Below are 19721 nucleotides of genomic sequence, written 5' to 3' on the forward strand. Positions count from 1 at the left end.
TGACAGAAAGACCGGGGATACAGGTTCTGCGTCTGCTGCGCAGCCGATCGCAGCCTGCGGCAGCGGCTACAGGGGGCATGGTTCTGCGGGAAAAAGCGCAGGAAAGGTATGTGGGCGATTGGGCAAATGTGCCGATTTCGTCTTGCTTGAGCGGGAAAAACCTCAAGCTGCGAAGCGGTGAAAGGCGGAATCTGTTTTTCGTTTCCAACGCCTGTCGGCCCCGACCGACTCAACCTACAAGGACAAGACCATGAGCCGTAAAGCCATCCACTGGAGCGGTGTGTTCCCTGCCGTCAGCACCCAGTTCAAAGCCGACTTTTCCCTGGACCTGGACGCCACCCACAGCGTCATGCGCAACCTGGTGGCCGACGGTGTGTCGGGCCTGGTGGTGTGCGGCACCGTGGGCGAAAACACCTCGCTGAGCACCGCGGAAAAACTCTCGGTGATCGAGGTCGCCAAGGACGCCGCCGGCGGCCGCGTACCGGTGATCGCCGGGATCGCCGAGTTCACCACCGAGTTCGCCCGCAACACCGTGCGCGAAGCGGCCAAGGTCGAGGTCGACGGGGTGATGGTCATGCCGGCCCTGGTGTATTCGGCCAAGTCCCATGAAACCGCCGCGCACTTTCGCGCCATCGCCACCGGCACCGACTTGCCGGTGATGGTCTACAACAACCCGCCGATCTATAAAAACGACGTCACCCCGGACGTGCTGATCGCCCTGCAGGACTGCGAAAACATCGTCTGCTTCAAGGACTCCTCCGGCGACACCCGGCGCTTCATCGATCTGCGCAATGCCGTGGGCGACCGCTTCGTGCTGTTCGCCGGCCTGGATGACGTGGTGGTGGAAAGCATCGCCGTCGGCGCCGAAGGCTGGGTCTCCGGGATGTCCAACGCCTTCCCGAAAGAGGGCGAGACGCTGTTCCGCCTGGCCAGGGAAAAACGCTTCGAGGAAGCCCTGGCGCTGTATCGCTGGTTCATGCCGCTGCTGCACCTGGATGCGCGTCCGGACCTGGTGCAGTGCATCAAGCTTTGCGAGGAACTGGTCGGTCGCGGCTCCTCGGTCACCCGCCCACCGCGCCTGGCCCTGCAGGGCGAGACCCTGGCCGAGGTCAAGGCGATAGTCGCCAAGGCCCTGGCCGAGCGTCCGCAGTTGCCGGACGTCGGTCTGTAAACCCGCCGACAGGCCGCCCCCGCGCAGTGGCTCGCGGGGCGGCCTGGTCCACGAGAAGAACCATCAGGCACTCGCGCAGTGCCGTGTTTCACCCCGTCGGCCGCCTGCCCGCAGGAGGCCGGCGCGACATTCGATCTGCCTACTCCAATAACTCAATAAGAAGGCGCGCCTATGTCAGGCCAAGGCAAATTCAAGAAACAGCTCTCTCTGGTTGACCTCACCTTCATCGGCCTGGGGGCGATCTTCGGTTCCGGCTGGTTGTTCGCCGCCAGCCATGTCTCAGCCATCGCCGGGCCGGCGGGGATCTTCTCCTGGCTGCTCGGCGGTTTCGCCGTCCTGCTGCTGGGCATCGTCTATTGCGAACTGGGCGCGGCCCTGCCGCGAGCCGGCGGGGTGGTGCGTTATCCGGTGTTCTCCCACGGGCCGCTGCTGGGCTACCTGATGGGCTTTATCACCCTGATCGCGTTTTCCAGCCTGGTGGCCATTGAAGTGGTGGCGGCGCGGCAATACGCGGCGGCTTGGTTTCCGGGGCTGACCCATGCCGGCAACAGCAACCCGACCCTTCTCGGCTGGCTGGTGCAGTTCGCCCTGTTGTGCCTGTTCTTCTGGCTCAACTACTCCAGCGTCAAGACCTTCGCCAAGTCCAACAACCTCATCAGCCTGTTCAAGTTCGTCGTGCCGCTGCTGGTCATCGGCGTGCTGTTCACTTTCTTCAAAGCGGAGAATTTCCACGTCCAGGGCTTTGCTCCCTTTGGGCTGTCCGGCATCGAAATGGCGGTCTCCGCCGGCGGCATCATCTTCGCCTACCTGGGCCTGACGCCGATCATTTCGGTGGCCAGCGAAGTGCGCAATCCACAGCGCACCATTCCCATCGCGCTGATCCTTTCGGTCCTGCTCTCGACCCTGATCTACGGCCTGCTGCAACTGGCGTTCCTCGGCAGCATTCCCACCGATATGCTGGCCAACGGCTGGAGCAGCATCAGCAAGCAATTCTCCCTGCCGTACCGCGACATCGCCCTGACCCTGGGCGTCGGCTGGCTGGCCTACCTGGTGGTGGCGGACGCGGTGATTTCCCCCAGCGGCTGCGGCAACATCTACATGAACGCTACGCCACGGGTGGTGTACGGCTGGGCGAAGACCGGGACCTTCTTCAAGATCTTCACCCGCATCGACGAGCAGTCCGGCATCCCGCGCCCGGCGCTGTGGCTGACCTTCGGCCTGTCGGTGTTCTGGACCTTGCCGTTCCCGTCCTGGGAAGCGCTGATCAATGTGGTGTCGGCGGCCCTGGTGCTGAGTTACGCGATCGCCCCGATCAGCGTGGCGGCGCTGCGCAAGAGTGCGCCGGACCTGCCGCGGCCGTTCCGGGTCAGCGGCTTCGGCCTGTTGGGGCCGGTGTCCTTCGTCATCGCCGCGCTGATCGTCTACTGGTCCGGCTGGAGCACGGTGTCCTGGCTGCTGGGCCTGCAGATCCTGATGTTCGTCATCTACCTGGGCTGCAAACGCCTGGTGCCCACCGACCACCTGAGCCTGACCGAACAGGTGTGCTCGTCCCTGTGGCTGATCGCCTTTTATGCCCTGACCATGGTCATTTCCTACCTGGGCAGCTTCGGTGGGATCGGCGTGCTCACTCATCCCTACGACACCCTGGTCGTCACCCTCATGGCCCTGTGCATCTACTACTGGGGCGCCAACACCGGGGTGCCAGGTAGCAAGCTGTTGTTGGAAGGGGCAGACGAATGAGCACGACCCAGGCATCCATTCAGCTCACGCCATTTACTCAGAGAGGTAACCCATGCCTGTAACAGGACAACTGCTGATCGGCCAAGCCCGCGTGCGGGGTGGCCACGGCGAAGTACAGGCGCTGGCCGCCGCCACTGGCGAGGCCCTGGCGCCGGGTTTTGGCGGCGCCGGCCCGGACGACCTGGAGCGCGCCTGCGCCCTGGCCGAGGCGGCGTTCGACCGCTACCGGGAAACCGGCCTGGAGCAACGGGCGGCGTTCCTGGAGAGCATCGCCGGCAACATCCTCGCCCTCGGTGATGAGCTGATCGAGCGCTGCATGAGCGAGACCGGCTTGCCCCGTGCCCGCCTGGAAGGCGAGCGCGGGCGCACCGTAGGCCAACTGCGTTTGTTCGCGGCGGTGGTGCGTGACGGCAGCTTCCTGGAGGCACGCATCGACCCGGCCCAGCCGGAGCGCCAACCCTTGCCCAAGGTGGATTTGCGCCTGCGCCAGATCGCCATCGGGCCGGTGGCGGTGTTCGGCGCCTCGAACTTTCCCCTGGCGTTTTCCGTGGCCGGCGGCGACACCGCCTCGGCGCTGGCCGCCGGTTGCCCGGTGGTGGTCAAGGCGCATTCGGCGCACCCCGGCACCTCGGAACTGGTAGGCCAGGCAATCCAGCAGGCAGTGCATAGCCACGGGTTGCCGGAAGGGGTGTTCTCGCTGCTGTTCGATTCCGGTCGCAGCATCGGCCAGGGGCTGGTGGCGGACAGGCGGATCAAGGCCGTGGGCTTTACCGGTTCGCGCAGCGGCGGCGTGGCGCTGATGAAGATTGCCGCGGTCCGCGAGGAACCGATCCCGGTCTATGCCGAGATGAGTTCGATCAACCCGGTGCTGCTGCTGGCCAATGCGCTGGCCGAGCGCGGCGAAGCCATCGCCCAGGCCTTTGTCGGTTCCCTGACCCTGGGCGCCGGGCAGTTCTGCACCAACCCGGGGTTGATCCTCGCCGTCGACAGCCCGGCGTTGCGCGCATTCGAAGCCGCGGCGGCTGCTGCGCTCAAGCTGGCGCCGGCGCAGACCATGCTGACGCCAGGCATCCACGCCAGCTACTGCCAGGGTGTCGAGCGGCTGCTGCGGCATGCCGAGGTGGAGTCCTTGGGGCAGGGCGCCGATGGCCAGCGTTATCAGGCCCGTGCCGCGCTGTTCAGCACGTCGGCCGAGGCCTTTATGGCCCGCGCTGCGCTGCGCGAAGAAGTCTTCGGTCCGGCCTCGTTGATCGTGCGTTGCAGCGATGCCGCGCAGATGAAAGCGCTGCTGGCGACCCTGGAAGGCCAACTGACCATCGCCCTGCACCTGAGCGACAACGACCATCCGCAAGCCCGGGAGTTGTTGCCGTTGCTGGAAAGAAAAGCCGGCCGCCTGTTGGTCAACGGTTTTGGCACCGGGGTCGAAGTCGGCCACGCCATGGTCCATGGCGGGCCGTTCCCCGCCACCTCGGACACGCGCACCACTTCGGTGGGCAGCCTGGCGATCCAGCGGTTCCTGCGCCCGGTGTCGTACCAGAACTGGCCACCAGCACTGCTGCCGCAGGCTTTGCGCAACGACAACCCCTGGCAGGTTCCACAGCGTCTCAATGGCGAGCGCCCGTTGTAGCCGCTGCTGCAGGCTGCGATCAGGCCGCAGGCCTGCAGCGTTCTCACTCTCAACTCCATGGGGCCGGGTTTCCCGGCCCCCACGGTTTTTATCGGAGCACAAGCCCCATGTCCGATCTCGTCACTCTTTCCCTCGCCGAAGTCCATGACCTGTCCCTCAAGGTGCTGACCCGCCACGGCCTGTCCGATGCCCATGCCCGGGCCATTGCCGAGGTCATCACCCAGGGCCAGCGCGACGAGTGCCATTCCCACGGGGTGTACCGCTTGCTGGGGTGTGTGCGCTCCGTGCGCGAGGGCCAGGTCGATCCGCTGGCCGAGCCGAGCCTGCGGCCTATCTCTGCGGGCGTGCTGGAAGTGGATGCGCACTACGGTTATTCCCTGCTGGCGTTCCAGACCGGCTTGCCATTGCTGGCGGAAAAGGCCCGCAGCCAGGGGCTGGCGGCCATGGCGATCAAGCGTTGTTTTCACTTCTCCGCTCTGTGGCCGGAGGTCGAGGCCATCGCCGCCGAGGGACTGGTGGGCATCGCCATGAATCCCAGCCACAGCTGGGTGGCGCCGGCCGGCGGCAGCAAGCCGGTGTTTGGCACCAACCCCCTGGCGTTCGCCTGGCCACGGCCAGGGGGCCAGCCGTTCGTGTTCGACTTCGCCACCAGCGCCATCGCCCGCGGCGATATCGAACTGCACGCGCGCCAAGGCAAGGCCATCCCCGAACACTGGGCTATCGATTCCCAGGGCCAACCAACCACAGATGCCAGGGCAGCCCTGCAAGGCGCCATGCAAACCTTCGGCGGGCACAAGGGTTCAGCCCTGGCGGCGATGATCGAACTGCTGGCCGGCGCGCTGATCGGCGACCTCACCAGCGCCGAGTCCATGGCCTTCGACGCCGGCGTCGGCGCCGCGCCTTGCCATGGCGAGCTGATCCTGGCGTTCGATCCGCAGGTGTTTCTGGGGCCGGACTACGAGAAAGGTCTGGAACGCGCCGAAGGACTGTTCGCAGCCATCACGGGGCAGGGCGCGCGGCTGCCGTCGCAGCGGCGTTTCGAAGCCAGGGCCCGCAGCACGCAACACGGCGTAAAGATCCCCCGCGCGTTGTTCAACGATATCCAGGCGCTGTTGGCGCAGTAACCGCGATCTGTAGGAGCGAGCTTGCTCGCGATAGCGTCGGTGGCCTCCAAGACGAGGTAACTGCTTGGACGCAGTGGCGCCTGTGACGACTTTATCGCGAGCAAGCTTCGCTCCTATAGGTATCTGCGTGTCAGGGGGACGTTCTGCTACGGATATCCAGCGATTCCGACGCCAGCCTGCTACTTTCACTGCGGCGTTTTTTACCCTCGGCGAATACGGATATCCAGTTGATGAACCTTCACTTCGAAACCCCCAACCTGTTGCTGCGCCCGCGTACCCTCGAACACTTCGAGGCGTGCATCGCCATGGACCTCGATCCGCACGTCACCCGTTACCTTCCCGGCCCCTGGGACGGTGGCGAGGAGCACCGCGATTTCGTGCGTTCGCGTATGGAGCGCGATTTTGGTGAGCACTGCGGCTATTGGGCGATCTTTGCCAAGTCCGCGCCGGAGGAGTTTCTCGGCTGGGTGTCGTTCATTCCCTACGATGCTGTCGGCCCGGAATTGGAAATGGGCTGGCGCCTGGTGCGCCGGGCGTGGGGCAGGGGTGTTGCGTCCGAGGCGGCGGGGCGCATTGTCGAGCACGCTTTTCTCGGGGCTGGAGTCGAGCGCATCGTCGCCGATGCCCATGCCTTGAACGAGGCCTCGCTGGGGGTGGCGCGCAAGCTGGGTTTTCGTTTTGTGCGCGATGGCGAGTTCGAGGGCCTGCCGAGCAAGTTTTTCGAGATGACCCGGGCGGATTTCGACGCCCGAGGACGTTGATCCGCTGCCGCTGAATGGCCGTTTGTCGCCACCTTGCTGCCGCTATCTGCCTGCTGCTATCAGGTTCAGCTAGCAGACAGTTTCGAGCTGTTAAAACACGTCTTACGCCTGGCAGGAGCCGGGTAGTTACAGGGGGCGTTGTCAGTAAGTTCACGCGTCGGCGTCAAGCGCCGGGGAGGCAGCATGTTGTTACGTTACACGGCTCTGGTGGCGGTGGTCGTAGTGGCCTCCGGGTGTGTGCAGGAACGGGTGGTGCATGAGCGGCGGGTGGTCGAACGCGCGGCGCCGGTGGAATACGTCGAGGTGGTTGCACCACAACCACCGCCGGTGCGGGTCATCGAAGTCGAGCCTATGCATCGCCCGGGTTATGTCTGGTCCCGGGCTTACTGGCACTGGGATGGCCGGCAGTATGTGGCGGTCCATGGTCACTGGGAGGCGTTGCGTCCCGGGTACCATTATGTGCACCCGTTCTGGGAGCGTCGCGGCGATGGCTGGCACCTGCATGCAGGTGGCTGGGCCAGTTGAACGAAGGCGAACCGGCACACAGGCAAACCTATGAAAACGACCCGAACGGGTCGTTTTTTTTTTGCGCTCGCGGAACGCTGCATGGCTTGGCGTCAGGAGCGCCACCAGCCTTCGGGCAGTTCGACTTCTCGTTGCGCCTGCGCCAGGGCCGCGCGCAGCCCCGGTTTATCCAGCGGGATGCAGTAGGCCGGTTTGGCCCGTTCGAAACGCCAGCTGTCCGCCAGGCCGCCGCCATCGACCGTGTCGAAACCCAGCTCGTCGAGCAATTGCACGACCTGCGCCTTGGCCTGCGGATCGTCGCCGGCAATCGGCAGGGCGCGGCGATCAGGGACGCCACTGGGGCGGGCGTCGGTCAGCAGGTCCTGGGCGAGGATGGCATTGAACACCTTCACCACCCTGGCGCCTTCGAGGTGCTCGGCGAGCAATTGGCTGGTGGTGGTTTCGAAGCGGTCCAGGGCCTCGATATGACCGTCGCGGGACGGGTAATAGTTATTGGCGTCCAGCACCGTCTTGCCGGCCAGCAGGGCCGCGGGGAGGCTGCGGTAATGGGCCAGCGGGATGGCCACCAGCACCAGCTCGCCGAATTGCACGGCCTCTTCGACGCTGCCGATGCGGCTGCCGCGAATGCCGCTGGCCACGCTGCTCATGGTCTGTGGGCCGCGGGAGTTGCTGAGCATCACCTCATGCCCCGCCGCCAGGGCCAGTTGCGCCACGGCGCGCCCGATAAAACCTGCTCCGATAATGCCGATACGCATGTCCATTCTCCGTTGAAAGGGTCGAGCGGCTATGATGATTCGACACTAGATGGTGATAAATAAGTGTCTGGTATTTGGTCTTGTTACTGGGAGTGTTGAATGATGGATCGTCTGACCAGCATGGAGGCCTTTGTCGCGGCCGCCGAAAGCGGTTCCTATGCTCGTGCGGCGACCCGCCTGGGGCTGTCGCCGCAGATGGTCGCCAAGCATGTGGCGGCGCTGGAGCAGCGGCTGGGCGCGCGCCTGCTCAACCGCACCACGCGCCGGCAGAGCCTGACCGAGCTGGGCAGTGCCTACCTCGAGCGCTGCAAGCACATTCTCGGCGAGGCCCAGGCCGCCGATTCCCTGGCGCAGATCATGAACGCCACGCCCCGGGGCAAGTTGCGTATCAGCGCGCCGGTGACCTTCGGTTCCTACAGCCTCATGCCGTTCGTGACGGCGTTTTTGCGCGAGCATCCGCAGGTGGAAATCGACCTGCACCTCACCGATCGCTACATCGACCTGGTGGAGGAGGGCTACGAGGCAGCGTTTCGTATCGGACCACTGGCCGATTCCAGCCTCACCGCCAGGCCGCTGGCGCCCTATCGGCTGATCGCCTGCGCGGCACCTGCCTACCTCGCGGCCCGGGGCACGCCACGGGTACCGGCCGATCTCGAACAGCATGAGTGCCTGGGGTACGCCTACTGGTCGCGGCCGGCGGACAACCAATGGCAGTTCCGCCGCGATGGCCAGGTGCAGGAGGTTCAGGTGCGCAGCCGCTTGCACGTCAACGAGAGCAAGGCCTTGCTGTCGGCGGCCGTGGATGGCTTCGGCATCGTCCTGGGGCCGGCGGATTTTCTCGAACCGGCGCGGGCCGCGGGGGAGTTGGTGCAGTTGCTACCCGGCTATGAGGCGCCGAGTCGCGCCATGCATCTGCTGTACCGGCCGGACCGGCAGATGACCGCCAAGCTGCGGCACTTCATCGATGCGGCTATCGCTCGTTTTGGCGCCTGAGATCAGCGCCAAAAACCGTCGAAGCGCTCTAGCTCGAAGGTCTTGAGAACCAAACTTTTTTGTAACCAATACCGTTCGTCCGACGGATGGGTTTGGCAAGCGCCTGCCCGTCAGTCATTCTGGTGGCTGGGATGTCCTAATGCCACTATCGCTTTCATCCCCGTCGCGCCGCCCTCCAGCCTTCCTGCGAATAGGTTGTTTATTGTGATGATCGCGTTATCCCGGCCCGAGGTTGTGTATGCCCGATAAGGCGATCGCCGAGGAGCGGCGCCTGGCCGCCCTGCATGCCCTGGAGTTGCTGGACACCGCCAGTTGCGAGAATTTCGACCGGATCTGCCGCATGGCGGCCGAGTACTTCAAGGTGCCTACCGCCTTGATCAGCCTGGTGGACCGTGATCGTCAGTGGTTCAAGTCGCGGGTGGGTTTCGATGAGCCGCAGACTCCCATAAGCCAGTCGTTCTGCGCCTTCACGGTGCAAGGCCGCGAAGTGCTGGAGGTGCGCAACGCGGCGCTCGATCCGCGTTTCCAGGACAACCCGCTGGTGACCCGCGAGCAGGGTATCCGCTTTTACGCCGGGGCGCCGCTGTTGACCGCGTCCGGTTATGCCATCGGCAGCCTGTGCATCATCGACAAGGTCGAGCAGCAGTTGAGCATCGTCGAACGCCAGCAGTTGCGGGACATGGCGGCGATGGTCATGGAGCAGGTCGAGCAGCGCCAGCGCCAGCGTCGTCGCGACCCGGTCAGCGGCCTGGCCAATCGCGAGCAGTTCCAGAGCGACCTGCGTGACCTGGTCGAGCACCACATCGGCGAACAGCGCGTGCTGGTGCTGATCGATGCCTTGGACATGAAGGTGGCCCACGAACTGACCCTGGCCCTGGGGCTGGCACCTTTCGAGACCATCATCCGTTTTCTCGCGCTGCGTTTGCAGGAGTACCTGGGGCGGCATGTGCGGGTCTATCACGTGTCGGTCAAGCGCTTCGGTTTCCTGCTGCCGGCGCCGGCCGAGGGGCTCGATAGACTGCTCGATGCGCTGGTCAGTCGCCTGCGTCGCCAGCCGCCCGGGCTGGGGTTTCCCATGATTCCCACGGTCTGCGCCGGAACTGTGGAGTTCGAGATCGATATCCAGTCGGTGGACGATGCCTTGCGCAAGGCCATGTTCGCCCTGGAGCTGGCCATGGCCGGGCGCAGTTTCTGGGCGCATTACGATGCCGGGCGCGATCATGCCCAGCGCCGCGCGTTCAACCTGGCGTCGGACCTCAACGACGCCTTGCGCAGTGGCCAGATCTACCTGATGTTCCAGCCACGCTTCGCCCTGCCCGACGGAGCCCAGGTCAGTGCCGAAGCCTTGTTGCGCTGGGAACATCCGTGGCTGGGGCCGATCTCGCCCGCCGAGTTCATTCCGGTGATGGAGCGCAACGGCCTGATTCATCAGGTGACCCGCTGGGTCATCGATACGGTGTTGAGCAAGTTGCGCACCTGGGGCCTGCCCGAGAGCTGCAAGCTGTCGATCAATCTGTCGCCCAAGGATTTCGAGGACCAGGATATCGCCGAGCTGATCCGCCGCGCCTGTGAGCTGCATGGCATTGACCCACGGCGGCTCGAAGTGGAGATCACCGAGGGCGAGTGGCTGCGTTCCAACCCGAATGTCCTGGCGCAATTGACGCGCATTCGCGACCTGGGCATGGACGTGGCCATCGATGATTTCGGCACTGGCTACAGCAACTTCGCCTACCTGCACCAGATCCCGGCCAACGTGGTGAAACTCGACAAGTCGATGATCACCGACCTTGAGCGCAACACCCAGCACCAGAAGATCACCCGCTCGATCATCAGCCTGGCCCGTGAGCTGGGTTATCGCACCGTGGCCGAGGGCATCGAGAGTTTCAAATGCCTGCAGATGCTCTACACGTTCGGTTGCGATGAAGCCCAGGGTTATTTCCTCGCCAGGCCGATGCTGCAGGAGCGCTTCCTGGCCTGGAGCGGGGCGAATCGGTTCCCGTTGCAGCTTTGTGTCTAGGGCAGGCCTGCCGCTCGCCGGCGAGGCTGTGCCTTAGCGGGCCTGGCCGAGGGTCTTGGCCATGGCTTCGCCCGCCAGGGCATGGACTTTGCGGGTCGGGTGCCATTCATCCCAATAGAAATATTCGTCTGGATGGGCGCACGCTGGCTTCACCTCGGGATAGGTCGGCTGGCACGGTCGGTCGAGCTGGGCCAGGCCATGCTCGGCAGGCCGGCGGCGCAGCTGATCGCTGAAGGCGATATGGTCGAAGTAGGTGATTTGTACATTGAGCTTTTTGCTCTCGGCCACCAGCAGCGACGGCAGTTGCCGTTCAAGTATCCGTTGATAGCGCAGCGCCTGTTCGCTCTGCCCGCTGGCCACCACCGCCGGGGCATGGCGCAGGTCGGTGCTGCCGACCACCAGGAAATGCCTGGCGCCGGCCTTGGCCAGGCGACTGACGGCATTCTGGATATGGGCGCTGCTGCTGGCGGCCAGTTGGTCGATCGGTTCCTTGTGGCCGAAGTCGGCATGCTCGAAAAAGTCGTTGGCGCTGATGAAGATGAAGTACAGCGCGCCAGGGTCGGCCTGGCCTTTGGCGTTGGCCAGGTAGTCGTCGATCTGCCCGCTCACTCCTGTGTCGCGGTACGCGGTCATCCAGGCGTAGTAATTGTTCTGCCCGCTTTTCGCGCCGCCAACGGCGTGATCGGTGAGGGGCAACCGCAGGCTTTTGGCAAGCACTTCCACGGCGGTCGGGCCGTTGCTCCAGCGGCCTTGCCAATACAGCTCGCCGGGCAGTTGCTGGGCGTCCTTGAACTGGTGGGCGAGCATGTCCCGGGTCAAGCGGTCGCTGGCGCCGTTATCGGAATAGCTGTCGCCGAAGGCGTAGAGACGATCGAACGAAGGGCCGGCCAGGCAGTTGCCGGCGGCCAACGAAAGTGCGAGCAAGGGAGCGAGCAGGATCTGGCGCATGGGCGGTCTCTACGGTGAAAGTCGAGGGCTCATCGTAGAAGTTTCGAGTGTTGCCGATGCGCCGGATGCGACCTGGGCTTAGCCGTACTCGTCCGCGCGTGCCTGTGAGCGACCTGTACGACTAAATTCCACCCGGCCGGTCCAGCGTTGAGCGGCCACCAACAACCTTATTGGCCGCTCACGTTCTTCGGTCAGGGCGGCGTGTTCAGTCTTGCTGCAATACCTTCAGTGCAGCCGAAGCGAGAAAACCCGAGCGGCTCTTGGCTTCCGGGTGATGCAGCACGTATTCGTCGATGCGGTTCAGCAAGTAGCCGGGCAGGGTGATGTTGAGCTTCTGCGCCTTGCCCAGGTACTTGGTGACATCGATGTCGATCAGCGCCCAGGTGCAGCCTGCGTACCGGGGGTTGGCCGCGTGCAGGGTGACCTTGTTGGCGTGCGGGATGGGGGCACCGTCTTCAGCGAGAATCTCGAAGTGCCCTTCGATGGCTTCGCGGGCCATGGCCATGGCGTCGTCGAGGTCGTCGCCGGCCGAGAAACAGCCAGGAATATCGGGGACTTCCACCCCCCAGGCGTGTTCGTCATCGCCCATTGAAATTGCAATCGGGTAAAGCATGTGCGGAACCTCCAGGGCGCGGTGAATCGCCTTCACATGAGCAGCGCCTGTTTCAGAATACTGATGGCGGTTTTTCTCAGCAGGTCCTTTTTGGGATGGGGAACGGTCACCAGCCCCGGTTTATGGGGATGCTTGAAATGGTGGTGACTGCCCCTGACCCTGACCAGATACCAACCGTCTGCGACGATTTGGCCGATCAAATACCGACTGTCCACATCACCTCCTTGTGATGTTTGGTGGTTACTATACCTACCAAAAAAATGTGTTCAATACCTGGCCCGCCCGACGGTCGTTGGCAGGGGGAACTCCGCAGGCTGAAGTGTAGAAAGAGCGAGTTTGGAACGCGGCGGATAAGAGCGCTGGCTGTGTTGCAGGATCCTTCTCGAACCGCGATATCTGCCGAAGTACTGGCCAAGCTGATTTCGTTGAGGGTCGACAGGAATACAGATGAGCGGGCCTGGTCAGCATCTTTGAAGATGAGCGAACCCGGTCGAGGCGCTGGAGGACAGCACGGGGCTATTCGGGGCTATTGCCATTTCCGTGCTCGTTCATCGTGGCCGCAGGTTGATAAAGCGCCCATAAAAAAACCGGTCAATCGAGGACCGGTTTTTTTGTTTCTGCATCCCTCGTCGGCAGGGCCTGACGCTGGACTCGAATGAAGTGGAGCGGGTGAAGGGAATCGAACCCTCGTTATCAGCTTGGGAAGCTGGAGTAATGCCATTATACGACACCCGCTCGGAGCGGCTGACTTTGTACCAGAAGTGCGCGCGGATTTGAAGTTTTTCTTTGCCGGATCTGTGTTTGCGAAGCGGCGGGAGATGCACGCAGGCACGCTTCTACGCCGTCATCGCGGCGACGGGGCGAAGACCGGCTTGCGGTCTATCGCGGGCAAGCTCGCTTCTGGGGCAGGGGACGAGTTGCTCGCGATGACGCCACTTCAGATAGCCAGGGCATGGTGGTCCTGCAGGTAGTGATAGCGCGGACGACTGGTGTGCTGGGTCGGTTTGAGGAACCCCATCAGCGCGTTACGGCTGTCCCGGCAGGCGGCCTTGTGTTCCATGTCGAGGAAGTGCCCGGCGGCCTGGATGGTGCTGAACGTCGAGTGCCGGACATGGTTGCCGAACAGCCGGGCGTCATTGGCGGCGGTGTATTCGTCCCATTCACCGTTCATGAACAGCATCGGTACCTCGATGTTCTTCGCCGCTTTCAGGTAGCACTGGCGGTCGCTGTTGAGGATATGGCTGATGTGGAAATGCATCTGCCCGTATTCATGCTCGGCCAGGGTGCTGACATGGCGATAGTTGAAACGCTTGAACAGTGACGGCAGGTGCTTGCCGATGGTCTCGTTGACCAGGTGCCCGACACGGCCGCCGTCCCGGCTGCCGAGGTAATCGACACCGCGTTCGAGGTAGTCGCGCATCGGCTCGTTGATCACCGGCGAGAACGAGCTGATCACCGCCTTTTCAATGCGCCGCGGGCGTTGTGCCAGGGCGAGCAGCGTCGGCGCGCCACCCCAGGAAAACGACATCACGTGCTCGGCGGCGAAGTGGTCGATCAGCTCCAGCAGGATCAGCCCCTCGACTTCCTTGGTGAGCATTTTCTCGTGTTTGTTGTGGGCTTTCGAACGACCGGCGTAGGGCTGGTCGTAGAGCACTACATTGAATTGCGGATACAGGTTCTTCACGGTCTGCGCAAAAGACGCAGTGGTGGCCATTGAGCCGTTGACCAGAATGATGGTCTTTTCTGCGGCATCTGCGCGATAGAACTCCGTGTAAACCCGATACTGACCTTGTATATCCAGCACAGCGATTTCTGGCCTCATGTCATAAGACTCCTGGCAAGCGGGTATGCGCGCAACCGAGGGTGCACGAGATTTGTGACAGGTAGGCATACGCCTGGAATTTTTTAGCCCATGTCGATCCGTAACAGATGGTCGACGGGTGTTGTTATAAGCGGGCAATTTGCCGTAATGCGGGGTGAGCACAGGCGGCTCGGACGGCAAAGGATTTCTTAGAAGTATGTTCGTGACTCATCGGTCACATTTCGGCCGACGGACTGATTCAAGCAGGGAGAACGCCGTCTCGCAAGTGCCGTTGGTAAATTGTTCGACAACTTCGGCTGAATGGTCATCGCATCGTCGATGGCTTACAGCGGCTACGGAAATTGTAGACGCTCAGACCAGGCGGATTTCTTCATCGGTCAGCGGCCGGTACCCTCCGGGCACCAGTTTTTCGTCGAGGGCCAGCGGTCCCATGCGTTCGCGGTGCAGGCGCAAGACCTTGTTGTCGAAATGGCCGAACATGCGTTTGACCTGGTGGTAGCGGCCTTCGACGATGCTCAGCCGCGCGCACCGGGGGCCGAGGATCTGCAGCTCGGCGGGCAGGGTGGTGAGGTCCTCGAAAGCGAAGTACAGGCCCCGGGCGAAGGTCTCGGCGTACTCCGGGCCTATGTCCTGTTCGGTCTCGACGTAGTAGCGCTTCGGCAGTTTGGTCTGCGGCTGGGTCAGGCGCCGCGACCAGCTGCCGTCGTTGGTGAGGATCAGCAAACCGGTGGTGTTGTAGTCCAGGCGCCCGGCGATGTGCAGCTCGTGCTTGTCCGGTTCGTCCAGCAGGTCGAGCACGGTGCGGTGTTCGGGATCGCGGGTGGCGCTGACGCAGCCCATGGGTTTGTGCAGCATGAAATAACGCGGCGGCTTGCCGGCCTGCAGCACTTCGTCGTCGAGCTCGACCCGGCTGAACTCGCGCACCTCGGCATGGGGATCTCTGACCACCTGGCCGTCGATACGGATGCGCTTTGCCACCAGCAGCAGGCGCACCTGCTGGCGGTTGAAGCGGGGCAGGTTGCTGAGGAAGCGATCAACGCGCATGGCTATCGGCAGGCTGGCAAAAGGCTGCGCATCTTACGGGATCGGCCGGGCGGCCGCTTGCAGTTGCGCGTCGACCCGGGCACAGCGCGGGCACAGGCAGGCGCGATCGCGCAGCTCCGGCGGCAGGGCTTCGAGCACCGCCGGGTCGATGCTCACGCTGTAGCACCAGCAGGCCTGGTCGGCGGTACGCGGGTCGGCCAGGCTGCAGTCGTTGCGGGCGCCGCAGGCTGGGCAGAGGCTGGGGCTGTTCAGGGTCGGTTCATTCATAACGGGAGTGAGGCATTTCCACGCAGGTTCGGTTTCGGCCAGTCTGCTTGGCACGGTACATCGCGTGGTCGGCGCGTGACAGCAGGCTGTGCAGGGTATCGTCCGCCTGGAGTGTGGTCACGCCGATGCTGACGGTCAGCCGCATATTCTTGCCCTCGTAGGTATAGCGCTGTTGCTCGATCAGCAGGCGGATCTTCTCGGCGATCTTCAGCGCCGTGGCGCTGTCGGTGTCCTTGAGCAGCACGATGAACTCTTCGCCGCCCCAACGGCAAACGATATCGGACTGGCGCAGACAGCTTGCCAGGTGCCGGGCGAAGCCGCTCAACACCTGGTCGCCGGCAAGGTGGCCGTAGGTGTCGTTGAGGCGTTTGAAGTGGTCCAGGTCGAGCAGCAGGGCGGTCAGCGGCTTGGGCTCGCGCTGGGCTTCGAGCATGGCCTGGGCAGCCAGCAGGTCGAAGCCGCGGCGGTTGGGCAGGCCGGTGAGGCTGTCGAGGGTGGCCTGGGCTTCGATCTTGCGCTGGAAACGTCTGACCACGCCGTTGAGCAGGGTCAGCACGATCAGGGTGATCGCCAGGCAGATCAGCAGGTTGAGGTACAGCGAGCGGCGGATATCGCCCAGGGCGCTGTCCTCGCGCTTGTCGACGAACAGGTACCAGTTCAGCTCGGGAATGAAACGCACATTGAGGAAGTGCCGCTGGTCTGGGGCGCTGTATTCGTAGTTGCCGCTGTGGGGCTTGGGCAGCCTGGCCTGCAGGTCGTGCAGGTTTTCCAGTTCGAACAGCGACTGGCCGGCCCGAGCGCCCTGCGGGCCGCCTTCGGCCCCGGTGAGGACGATCCGGCCCTGGGTATCGACGAAATACACGCTGCGCTGATAACGCTGCTGGTAGCGGTCGATCAGCTTGATCACCGCATCGACCTTCAGGCCGACACCCGCGGCGCCGATGAAATTGTCCTGGTAGTCGTAGACCTTGTAGTTGATGAAAAACGTCAGGTTGTTCTGGTTGGCCTGGTCCGGATCGACGTTGATTTCATACGGGGTGGCCATGTCGCGGACCCGGAAATACCAGGCGTCGCGGGGGGTATCAGGAGCGATTTTCTTCAGCACGCCCTTGGCGTGGTAGTAGGTCAGGCTGCTGTTGGAGACGAAGAACGCGGTGTAGGCGCCGTAGTGGGTCATCACCTCGTTGAGATAGCGGGTCATCTGCTCGGGATCGCGTTCGCCACCCATCACCCAGTCGCGCATGAAGGTATCGCGGGACATCATCGAAGAGATCAGGATCGGTCGTACCAGGTCTTTCTGGATCTCCGAATACACGGTGTCGGAGGTCAGCGGCAGCTCGGTGTTGACGATGTTGTCGCGGATCGAGGTTCGCAAGGCGTAATAGCTGAGTAAGGAGGTGACCATAAAACCGCCGCCCAGCAGCGCGATGAGCGTGATGATCAACCAGCGTTGCGAATACAGCGGGGAGCTAAGCGGCATGGACGACTCCGTGGCCGTGACCCGATGCAAGCATTCTAGTGGCCGCGCCGACGGGTAGCTGCGCCATTTGATCGCTCGCCAGCAATGGCATACAGCCCGCGAAAACCGGCCGTTTTCGGATCCAAAATCCTTGCCTGGCGACTTGTATCAAGGTGTAACCAAAATCGCACCAGACCCGGTTTTCGCGGTCAGATATTTCGTCAGCCAGAACATCCTTGGCTGCCGCCGGCCAGCGTCGCTGGCATGGCCCATCAGCGGTCCAGGAGGCCGCCATGTATCGTCGAATTCTTCTCACTGCGTTCCTGGGTTTGGCTCTTTCTGCCTGCGTTCCCTATTACGACTACGACGGAGGTTCCACTTACTACCGCTCTGAGGTCTATACGACGCCGGCGCCGGTCTACTACGGCGGTTCCTATTATTCTTCCGGCCGCGGCTATTACGCGCCGCGTTATTACCAACCAGCGCCGCGGTACTACCAGCCCCGGTATTACCAGCCGGCACCGCGTTACTACCAGTCGGCGCCGCGGGCTGTTTATCGCGCCTACCCGAACCGTGGCTGGGATGGCCACCGCCAGGGCTGGAACAACGACTATCGGCATGACGGCCGCCGCGACCATGACGGCCGGCGGGGCGGTCGAGACTGGAGCGATCGTGGTCGCGACGATCACCGCCGTGATCGCCATCACAACCGTTGATCTGCCCACAACCAACAAGCGGCGCCTGGAGCGCCGCTTTTTTCATGGCCGGCTTTTTTAGAAGTCCGACAGATCCGCCAAGGGGTGACGGCCTTCCCAGGCCTTGTGGAAATGCGCCTCGACCACGGCGTCGGGGATGCTGTTGATGTCCGGCCAGTGCCAGCGGGGTTTGTGATCCTTGTCGATCAGGCGCGCCCGCACCCCTTCGCTGAATTCGGGATGCCGGCAGCAGTTCAGGCTCAGGGTGTATTCCATCTGGAACACCTGGGCCAGGGACAGGTGCCGGGCCTGCTGGATCTGCTCCCAGACCAGGCAGGCGGTCAACGGGCAGCCTTCGCTGAGGGTTTTCGCCGCCCGCGCCAGCAGGGCATCGGAGTGATTGTGCAACTGGCTGATGGCTCGCCAGGCACAGCGTACATCGCTGACGTCCAGCCACTCGTCGATCTGCTGGCGCCGTGGTAGCCACTGGGCTGCGGGCATTTGTTCGACGGCCTCCTGTTGCAGGGCCTTGAGCAGACTGTTGAGCTGCATCGGCGTCTGTTCCTGCCAGTTGAGCTGTAGCAGCCCGTTGATCAGCGCTTCTTGCTGGTCGTCCCGCAGGAAGCGGTCGGCCAGGTCCAGGTCGATGGCGTCGCGGCCGTTCATATGCGCGCCGGTCAGGCCGAGGAACAGCCCGAGCTTGCCCGGCAGGCGCGAGAGAAACCAACTGGCGCCGACATCCGGGTACAGGCCGATGCTGATTTCCGGCATCGCCAGGCGGCTGCTTGGCGTGACGATGCGGATGCTGGCGCCCTGCAGCAAGCCCATGCCGCCACCGAGCACATAGCCGTGGCCCCAGCAGATCAGCGGTTTCGGGTAGGTATGCAGGCGGTAGTCGAGACGGTATTCCGCGGCGAAGAACTGCGCGGCCAGCGGCGGTACTTCGCCGGGGTGGGCCAGGCAGGCCTGGACCAGGCTGCGTACTTCGCCGCCGGCGCAGAAGGCCTTGGCGCCGTTGCCGCGCAACAGCACACAGACCACTTGCGGGTCCTTGGCCCAGGATTCCAGGCGGTCGCTCAACAGATGGATCATGGGCAGGGACAAGGCGTTGAGGGAGTGTTCGGCATCCAGGCTGGCAATTGCGATGCGCGCGCCGTCGGTGCCGGTGAGTTCTTCGAAGTGCAGATTCATCGTGACCTCGATCGGGAATTTGAGCGTTCAGTATGATCGCTATAGGCGAAAGTGGCGGTTCTGCGTCAGATCAATTGACAAGCGTGGTGGGCTTTCCTAGGGTGCGCCCATTGATTTTTCCGGGTGCAACCATGACCGATGACGACCGTATCAAACTCGAACCCAGCTGGAAGCAGGCGCTGCGTGCCGAATTCGACCAGCCTTACATGGCGGAGTTGCGCGAGTTCCTGCGTCAGGAACATGCCGCTGGCAAGGAGATCTACCCGCCGGGCCCGCTGATCTTCAATGCGCTGAATTCCACGCCACTGGACAAGGTCAAGGTGGTGATCCTCGGCCAGGATCCTTACCACGGCCCCGGCCAGGCCCACGGCCTATGCTTCTCGGTGCAGCCGGGCGTGCCGGCGCCGCCGTCCCTGGTGAATATCTATAAAGAGCTCAAGCGCGACCTGAACATCGACATGCCCAACCACGGCTACCTGCAGAGCTGGGCCGACCAGGGTGTGTTGATGCTCAACACCACCATGACCGTGCAACGGGCCAACGCCGCTTCCCACGCGGGCAGGGGTTGGCAGCATTTCACCGACCGGATCATCGAAGTGGTGAGCGAGCACCAGCCGCACCTGGTGTTCCTGCTGTGGGGTTCCCACGCCCAGGGCAAGCAGAAGCTGATCGATGCCACCAAGCACCTGGTGCTGACTTCGGTGCATCCGTCGCCCCTGTCGGCGTACCGTGGCTTTATCGGTTGCGGGCATTTCAGCCGGACCAACAAGTACCTCGAGCAGAATGGCGAGACGCCGATCGAGTGGCGGTTGCCTCCGGTTTGATGGTGGGGAAGGCAGCCATCGCGGGCAAGCCTCGCTACAGAGCTCAACGCAAAACCCTGTAGCCGCTGCCGCAGGCTGCGATAGGTCCGAAGGACCTCGGCGACGCTGAACATCGCGCCCCCTTCGGGGTCGATCACAGCCTGCG

Annotated in this window: 19 protein-coding genes and 1 tRNA gene; 10 read left to right on the forward strand and 10 right to left on the reverse strand. The window is 63.4% G+C overall.

Annotated elements, in window-relative coordinates; translation table 11 throughout:
• Nucleotides 1–250 precede the first annotated feature (250 nt).
• The 6 genes from CRO75_RS15260 (at nucleotide 251) to CRO75_RS15285 (ending at nucleotide 6948) form a co-directional block, all read left to right on the forward strand.
• Entirely contained in the window at nucleotides 251–1171 is a 921-nt protein-coding gene (locus CRO75_RS15260) for a dihydrodipicolinate synthase family protein (RefSeq protein ID WP_097136538.1), read from the forward strand.
• 171 nt (nucleotides 1172–1342) lie between these two features.
• Nucleotides 1343–2911: an APC family permease gene (locus tag CRO75_RS15265; protein WP_097136540.1), complete on the forward strand. Its 1569-nt coding sequence runs from the start codon at nucleotides 1343–1345 to the stop codon at nucleotides 2909–2911.
• A 52-nt stretch (nucleotides 2912–2963) separates the two neighbouring features.
• The gene (locus tag CRO75_RS15270; RefSeq protein ID WP_097136542.1) at nucleotides 2964–4538 is read left to right on the forward strand and encodes an aldehyde dehydrogenase (NADP(+)); all 1575 of its coding nucleotides are present in this window, start codon (nucleotides 2964–2966) and stop codon (nucleotides 4536–4538) included.
• Nucleotides 4539–4645: 107 nt separating this feature from the next.
• Nucleotides 4646–5662: an Ldh family oxidoreductase gene (locus tag CRO75_RS15275; RefSeq protein WP_097136544.1), complete on the forward strand. Its 1017-nt coding sequence runs from the start codon at nucleotides 4646–4648 to the stop codon at nucleotides 5660–5662.
• A gap of 230 nt (nucleotides 5663–5892) precedes the next feature.
• Complete coding sequence (locus CRO75_RS15280; RefSeq protein WP_097136546.1) at nucleotides 5893–6423, forward strand: GNAT family N-acetyltransferase; 531 nt, start codon at nucleotides 5893–5895, stop codon at nucleotides 6421–6423.
• Between the two features lie 183 nt (nucleotides 6424–6606).
• Nucleotides 6607–6948, forward strand: a complete 342-nt coding sequence (locus CRO75_RS15285; protein WP_009042559.1) for a YXWGXW repeat-containing protein — start codon at nucleotides 6607–6609, stop codon at nucleotides 6946–6948.
• Between the two features lie 92 nt (nucleotides 6949–7040).
• On the opposite strand, the gene CRO75_RS15290 is transcribed toward CRO75_RS15285, so the two are convergent.
• Nucleotides 7041–7703, reverse strand: coding sequence for an NAD(P)-binding domain-containing protein (locus tag CRO75_RS15290; RefSeq protein ID WP_097136548.1), 663 nt, complete (start codon nucleotides 7701–7703; stop codon nucleotides 7041–7043).
• Between the two features lie 102 nt (nucleotides 7704–7805).
• Between CRO75_RS15290 and CRO75_RS15295 the strand changes: the two genes are divergently transcribed.
• Nucleotides 7806–8696 (forward strand): LysR family transcriptional regulator, encoded by an 891-nt coding sequence (locus CRO75_RS15295; RefSeq protein ID WP_097136580.1) that lies wholly within the window; start codon nucleotides 7806–7808, stop codon nucleotides 8694–8696.
• Between the two features lie 238 nt (nucleotides 8697–8934).
• Nucleotides 8935–10713 carry a sensor domain-containing phosphodiesterase gene (locus tag CRO75_RS15300; RefSeq protein WP_097136550.1) on the forward strand — a complete coding sequence of 593 codons (1779 nt, stop codon included), beginning with the start codon at nucleotides 8935–8937 and terminating at the stop codon, nucleotides 10711–10713.
• Nucleotides 10714–10746: 33 nt separating this feature from the next.
• Here the strand turns inward: CRO75_RS15300 and CRO75_RS15305 are convergent, their stop codons facing one another.
• The 8 genes from CRO75_RS15305 to CRO75_RS15340 form a co-directional block, all read right to left on the reverse strand.
• Nucleotides 10747–11661 carry an SGNH/GDSL hydrolase family protein gene (locus CRO75_RS15305; protein ID WP_097136552.1) on the reverse strand — a complete coding sequence of 305 codons (915 nt, stop codon included), beginning with the start codon at nucleotides 11659–11661 and terminating at the stop codon, nucleotides 10747–10749.
• A 205-nt stretch (nucleotides 11662–11866) separates the two neighbouring features.
• Entirely contained in the window at nucleotides 11867–12274 is a 408-nt protein-coding gene (locus tag CRO75_RS15310) for a type II toxin-antitoxin system HicB family antitoxin (protein ID WP_009042564.1), read from the reverse strand.
• Nucleotides 12275–12306: 32 nt separating this feature from the next.
• Nucleotides 12307–12489 carry a type II toxin-antitoxin system HicA family toxin gene (locus tag CRO75_RS15315; RefSeq protein WP_053259927.1) on the reverse strand — a complete coding sequence of 61 codons (183 nt, stop codon included), beginning with the start codon at nucleotides 12487–12489 and terminating at the stop codon, nucleotides 12307–12309.
• Nucleotides 12490–12935: 446 nt separating this feature from the next.
• Nucleotides 12936–13009: transfer RNA gene (locus CRO75_RS15320), tRNA-Gly, on the reverse strand.
• Nucleotides 13010–13211: 202 nt separating this feature from the next.
• Complete coding sequence (locus CRO75_RS15325; protein ID WP_062823359.1) at nucleotides 13212–14096, reverse strand: alpha/beta hydrolase; 885 nt, start codon at nucleotides 14094–14096, stop codon at nucleotides 13212–13214.
• 351 nt (nucleotides 14097–14447) lie between these two features.
• Nucleotides 14448–15140 carry a 16S rRNA pseudouridine(516) synthase gene (locus CRO75_RS15330; protein WP_097136554.1) on the reverse strand — a complete coding sequence of 231 codons (693 nt, stop codon included), beginning with the start codon at nucleotides 15138–15140 and terminating at the stop codon, nucleotides 14448–14450.
• Nucleotides 15141–15173: 33 nt separating this feature from the next.
• On the reverse strand, nucleotides 15174–15392 hold the full coding sequence (locus CRO75_RS15335) for a cysteine-rich CWC family protein (RefSeq protein WP_274517825.1): 219 nt from the start codon (nucleotides 15390–15392) through the stop codon (nucleotides 15174–15176).
• A 7-nt stretch (nucleotides 15393–15399) separates the two neighbouring features.
• A complete protein-coding gene (locus tag CRO75_RS15340) occupies nucleotides 15400–16887 on the reverse strand; it encodes a sensor domain-containing diguanylate cyclase (RefSeq protein WP_097136556.1) in 1488 nt (495 codons plus the stop codon).
• 272 nt (nucleotides 16888–17159) lie between these two features.
• Between CRO75_RS15340 and CRO75_RS15345 the strand changes: the two genes are divergently transcribed.
• Nucleotides 17160–17582, forward strand: a complete 423-nt coding sequence (locus tag CRO75_RS15345) for a hypothetical protein (RefSeq protein ID WP_097136559.1) — start codon at nucleotides 17160–17162, stop codon at nucleotides 17580–17582.
• 57 nt (nucleotides 17583–17639) lie between these two features.
• Here CRO75_RS15345 and CRO75_RS15350 read toward each other — a convergent pair whose 3' ends face one another.
• Complete coding sequence (locus tag CRO75_RS15350; protein ID WP_097136560.1) at nucleotides 17640–18752, reverse strand: enoyl-CoA hydratase/isomerase family protein; 1113 nt, start codon at nucleotides 18750–18752, stop codon at nucleotides 17640–17642.
• A 131-nt stretch (nucleotides 18753–18883) separates the two neighbouring features.
• On the opposite strand from CRO75_RS15350, the gene ung reads away from it, so the two are divergent.
• The gene (gene ung / locus CRO75_RS15355; RefSeq protein ID WP_009042574.1) at nucleotides 18884–19576 is read left to right on the forward strand and encodes a uracil-DNA glycosylase; all 693 of its coding nucleotides are present in this window, start codon (nucleotides 18884–18886) and stop codon (nucleotides 19574–19576) included.
• Nucleotides 19577–19721 lie beyond the last annotated feature (145 nt).

The organism is Pseudomonas sp. LAMO17WK12:I10, from assembly GCF_900215185.1.
Classification (GTDB): Bacteria; Pseudomonadota; Gammaproteobacteria; order Pseudomonadales; family Pseudomonadaceae; genus Aquipseudomonas; species Aquipseudomonas chlororaphis.

Bases quoted from the DNA above. Each gene is read 5' to 3' on its own strand.
- CRO75_RS15260 (WP_097136538.1), top strand. From the start codon at position 251: ATGAGCCGTAAAGCCATCCACTGGAGCGGTGTGTTCCCTGCCGTCAGC.
- CRO75_RS15265 (WP_097136540.1), top strand. From the start codon at position 1,343: ATGTCAGGCCAAGGCAAATTCAAGAAACAGCTCTCTCTGGTTGACCTC.
- CRO75_RS15270 (WP_097136542.1), top strand. From the start codon at position 2,964: ATGCCTGTAACAGGACAACTGCTGATCGGCCAAGCCCGCGTGCGGGGT.
- CRO75_RS15275 (WP_097136544.1), top strand. From the start codon at position 4,646: ATGTCCGATCTCGTCACTCTTTCCCTCGCCGAAGTCCATGACCTGTCC.
- CRO75_RS15280 (WP_097136546.1), top strand. From the start codon at position 5,893: ATGAACCTTCACTTCGAAACCCCCAACCTGTTGCTGCGCCCGCGTACC.
- CRO75_RS15285 (WP_009042559.1), top strand. From the start codon at position 6,607: ATGTTGTTACGTTACACGGCTCTGGTGGCGGTGGTCGTAGTGGCCTCC.
- CRO75_RS15290 (WP_097136548.1), bottom strand. From the start codon at position 7,703: ATGCGTATCGGCATTATCGGAGCAGGTTTTATCGGGCGCGCCGTGGCG.
- CRO75_RS15295 (WP_097136580.1), top strand. From the start codon at position 7,806: ATGGATCGTCTGACCAGCATGGAGGCCTTTGTCGCGGCCGCCGAAAGC.
- CRO75_RS15300 (WP_097136550.1), top strand. From the start codon at position 8,935: ATGCCCGATAAGGCGATCGCCGAGGAGCGGCGCCTGGCCGCCCTGCAT.
- CRO75_RS15305 (WP_097136552.1), bottom strand. From the start codon at position 11,661: ATGCGCCAGATCCTGCTCGCTCCCTTGCTCGCACTTTCGTTGGCCGCC.
- CRO75_RS15310 (WP_009042564.1), bottom strand. From the start codon at position 12,274: ATGCTTTACCCGATTGCAATTTCAATGGGCGATGACGAACACGCCTGG.
- CRO75_RS15325 (WP_062823359.1), bottom strand. From the start codon at position 14,096: ATGAGGCCAGAAATCGCTGTGCTGGATATACAAGGTCAGTATCGGGTT.
- CRO75_RS15330 (WP_097136554.1), bottom strand. From the start codon at position 15,140: ATGCGCGTTGATCGCTTCCTCAGCAACCTGCCCCGCTTCAACCGCCAG.
- CRO75_RS15340 (WP_097136556.1), bottom strand. From the start codon at position 16,887: ATGCCGCTTAGCTCCCCGCTGTATTCGCAACGCTGGTTGATCATCACG.
- CRO75_RS15345 (WP_097136559.1), top strand. From the start codon at position 17,160: ATGTATCGTCGAATTCTTCTCACTGCGTTCCTGGGTTTGGCTCTTTCT.
- CRO75_RS15350 (WP_097136560.1), bottom strand. From the start codon at position 18,752: ATGAATCTGCACTTCGAAGAACTCACCGGCACCGACGGCGCGCGCATC.
- ung (WP_009042574.1), top strand. From the start codon at position 18,884: ATGACCGATGACGACCGTATCAAACTCGAACCCAGCTGGAAGCAGGCG.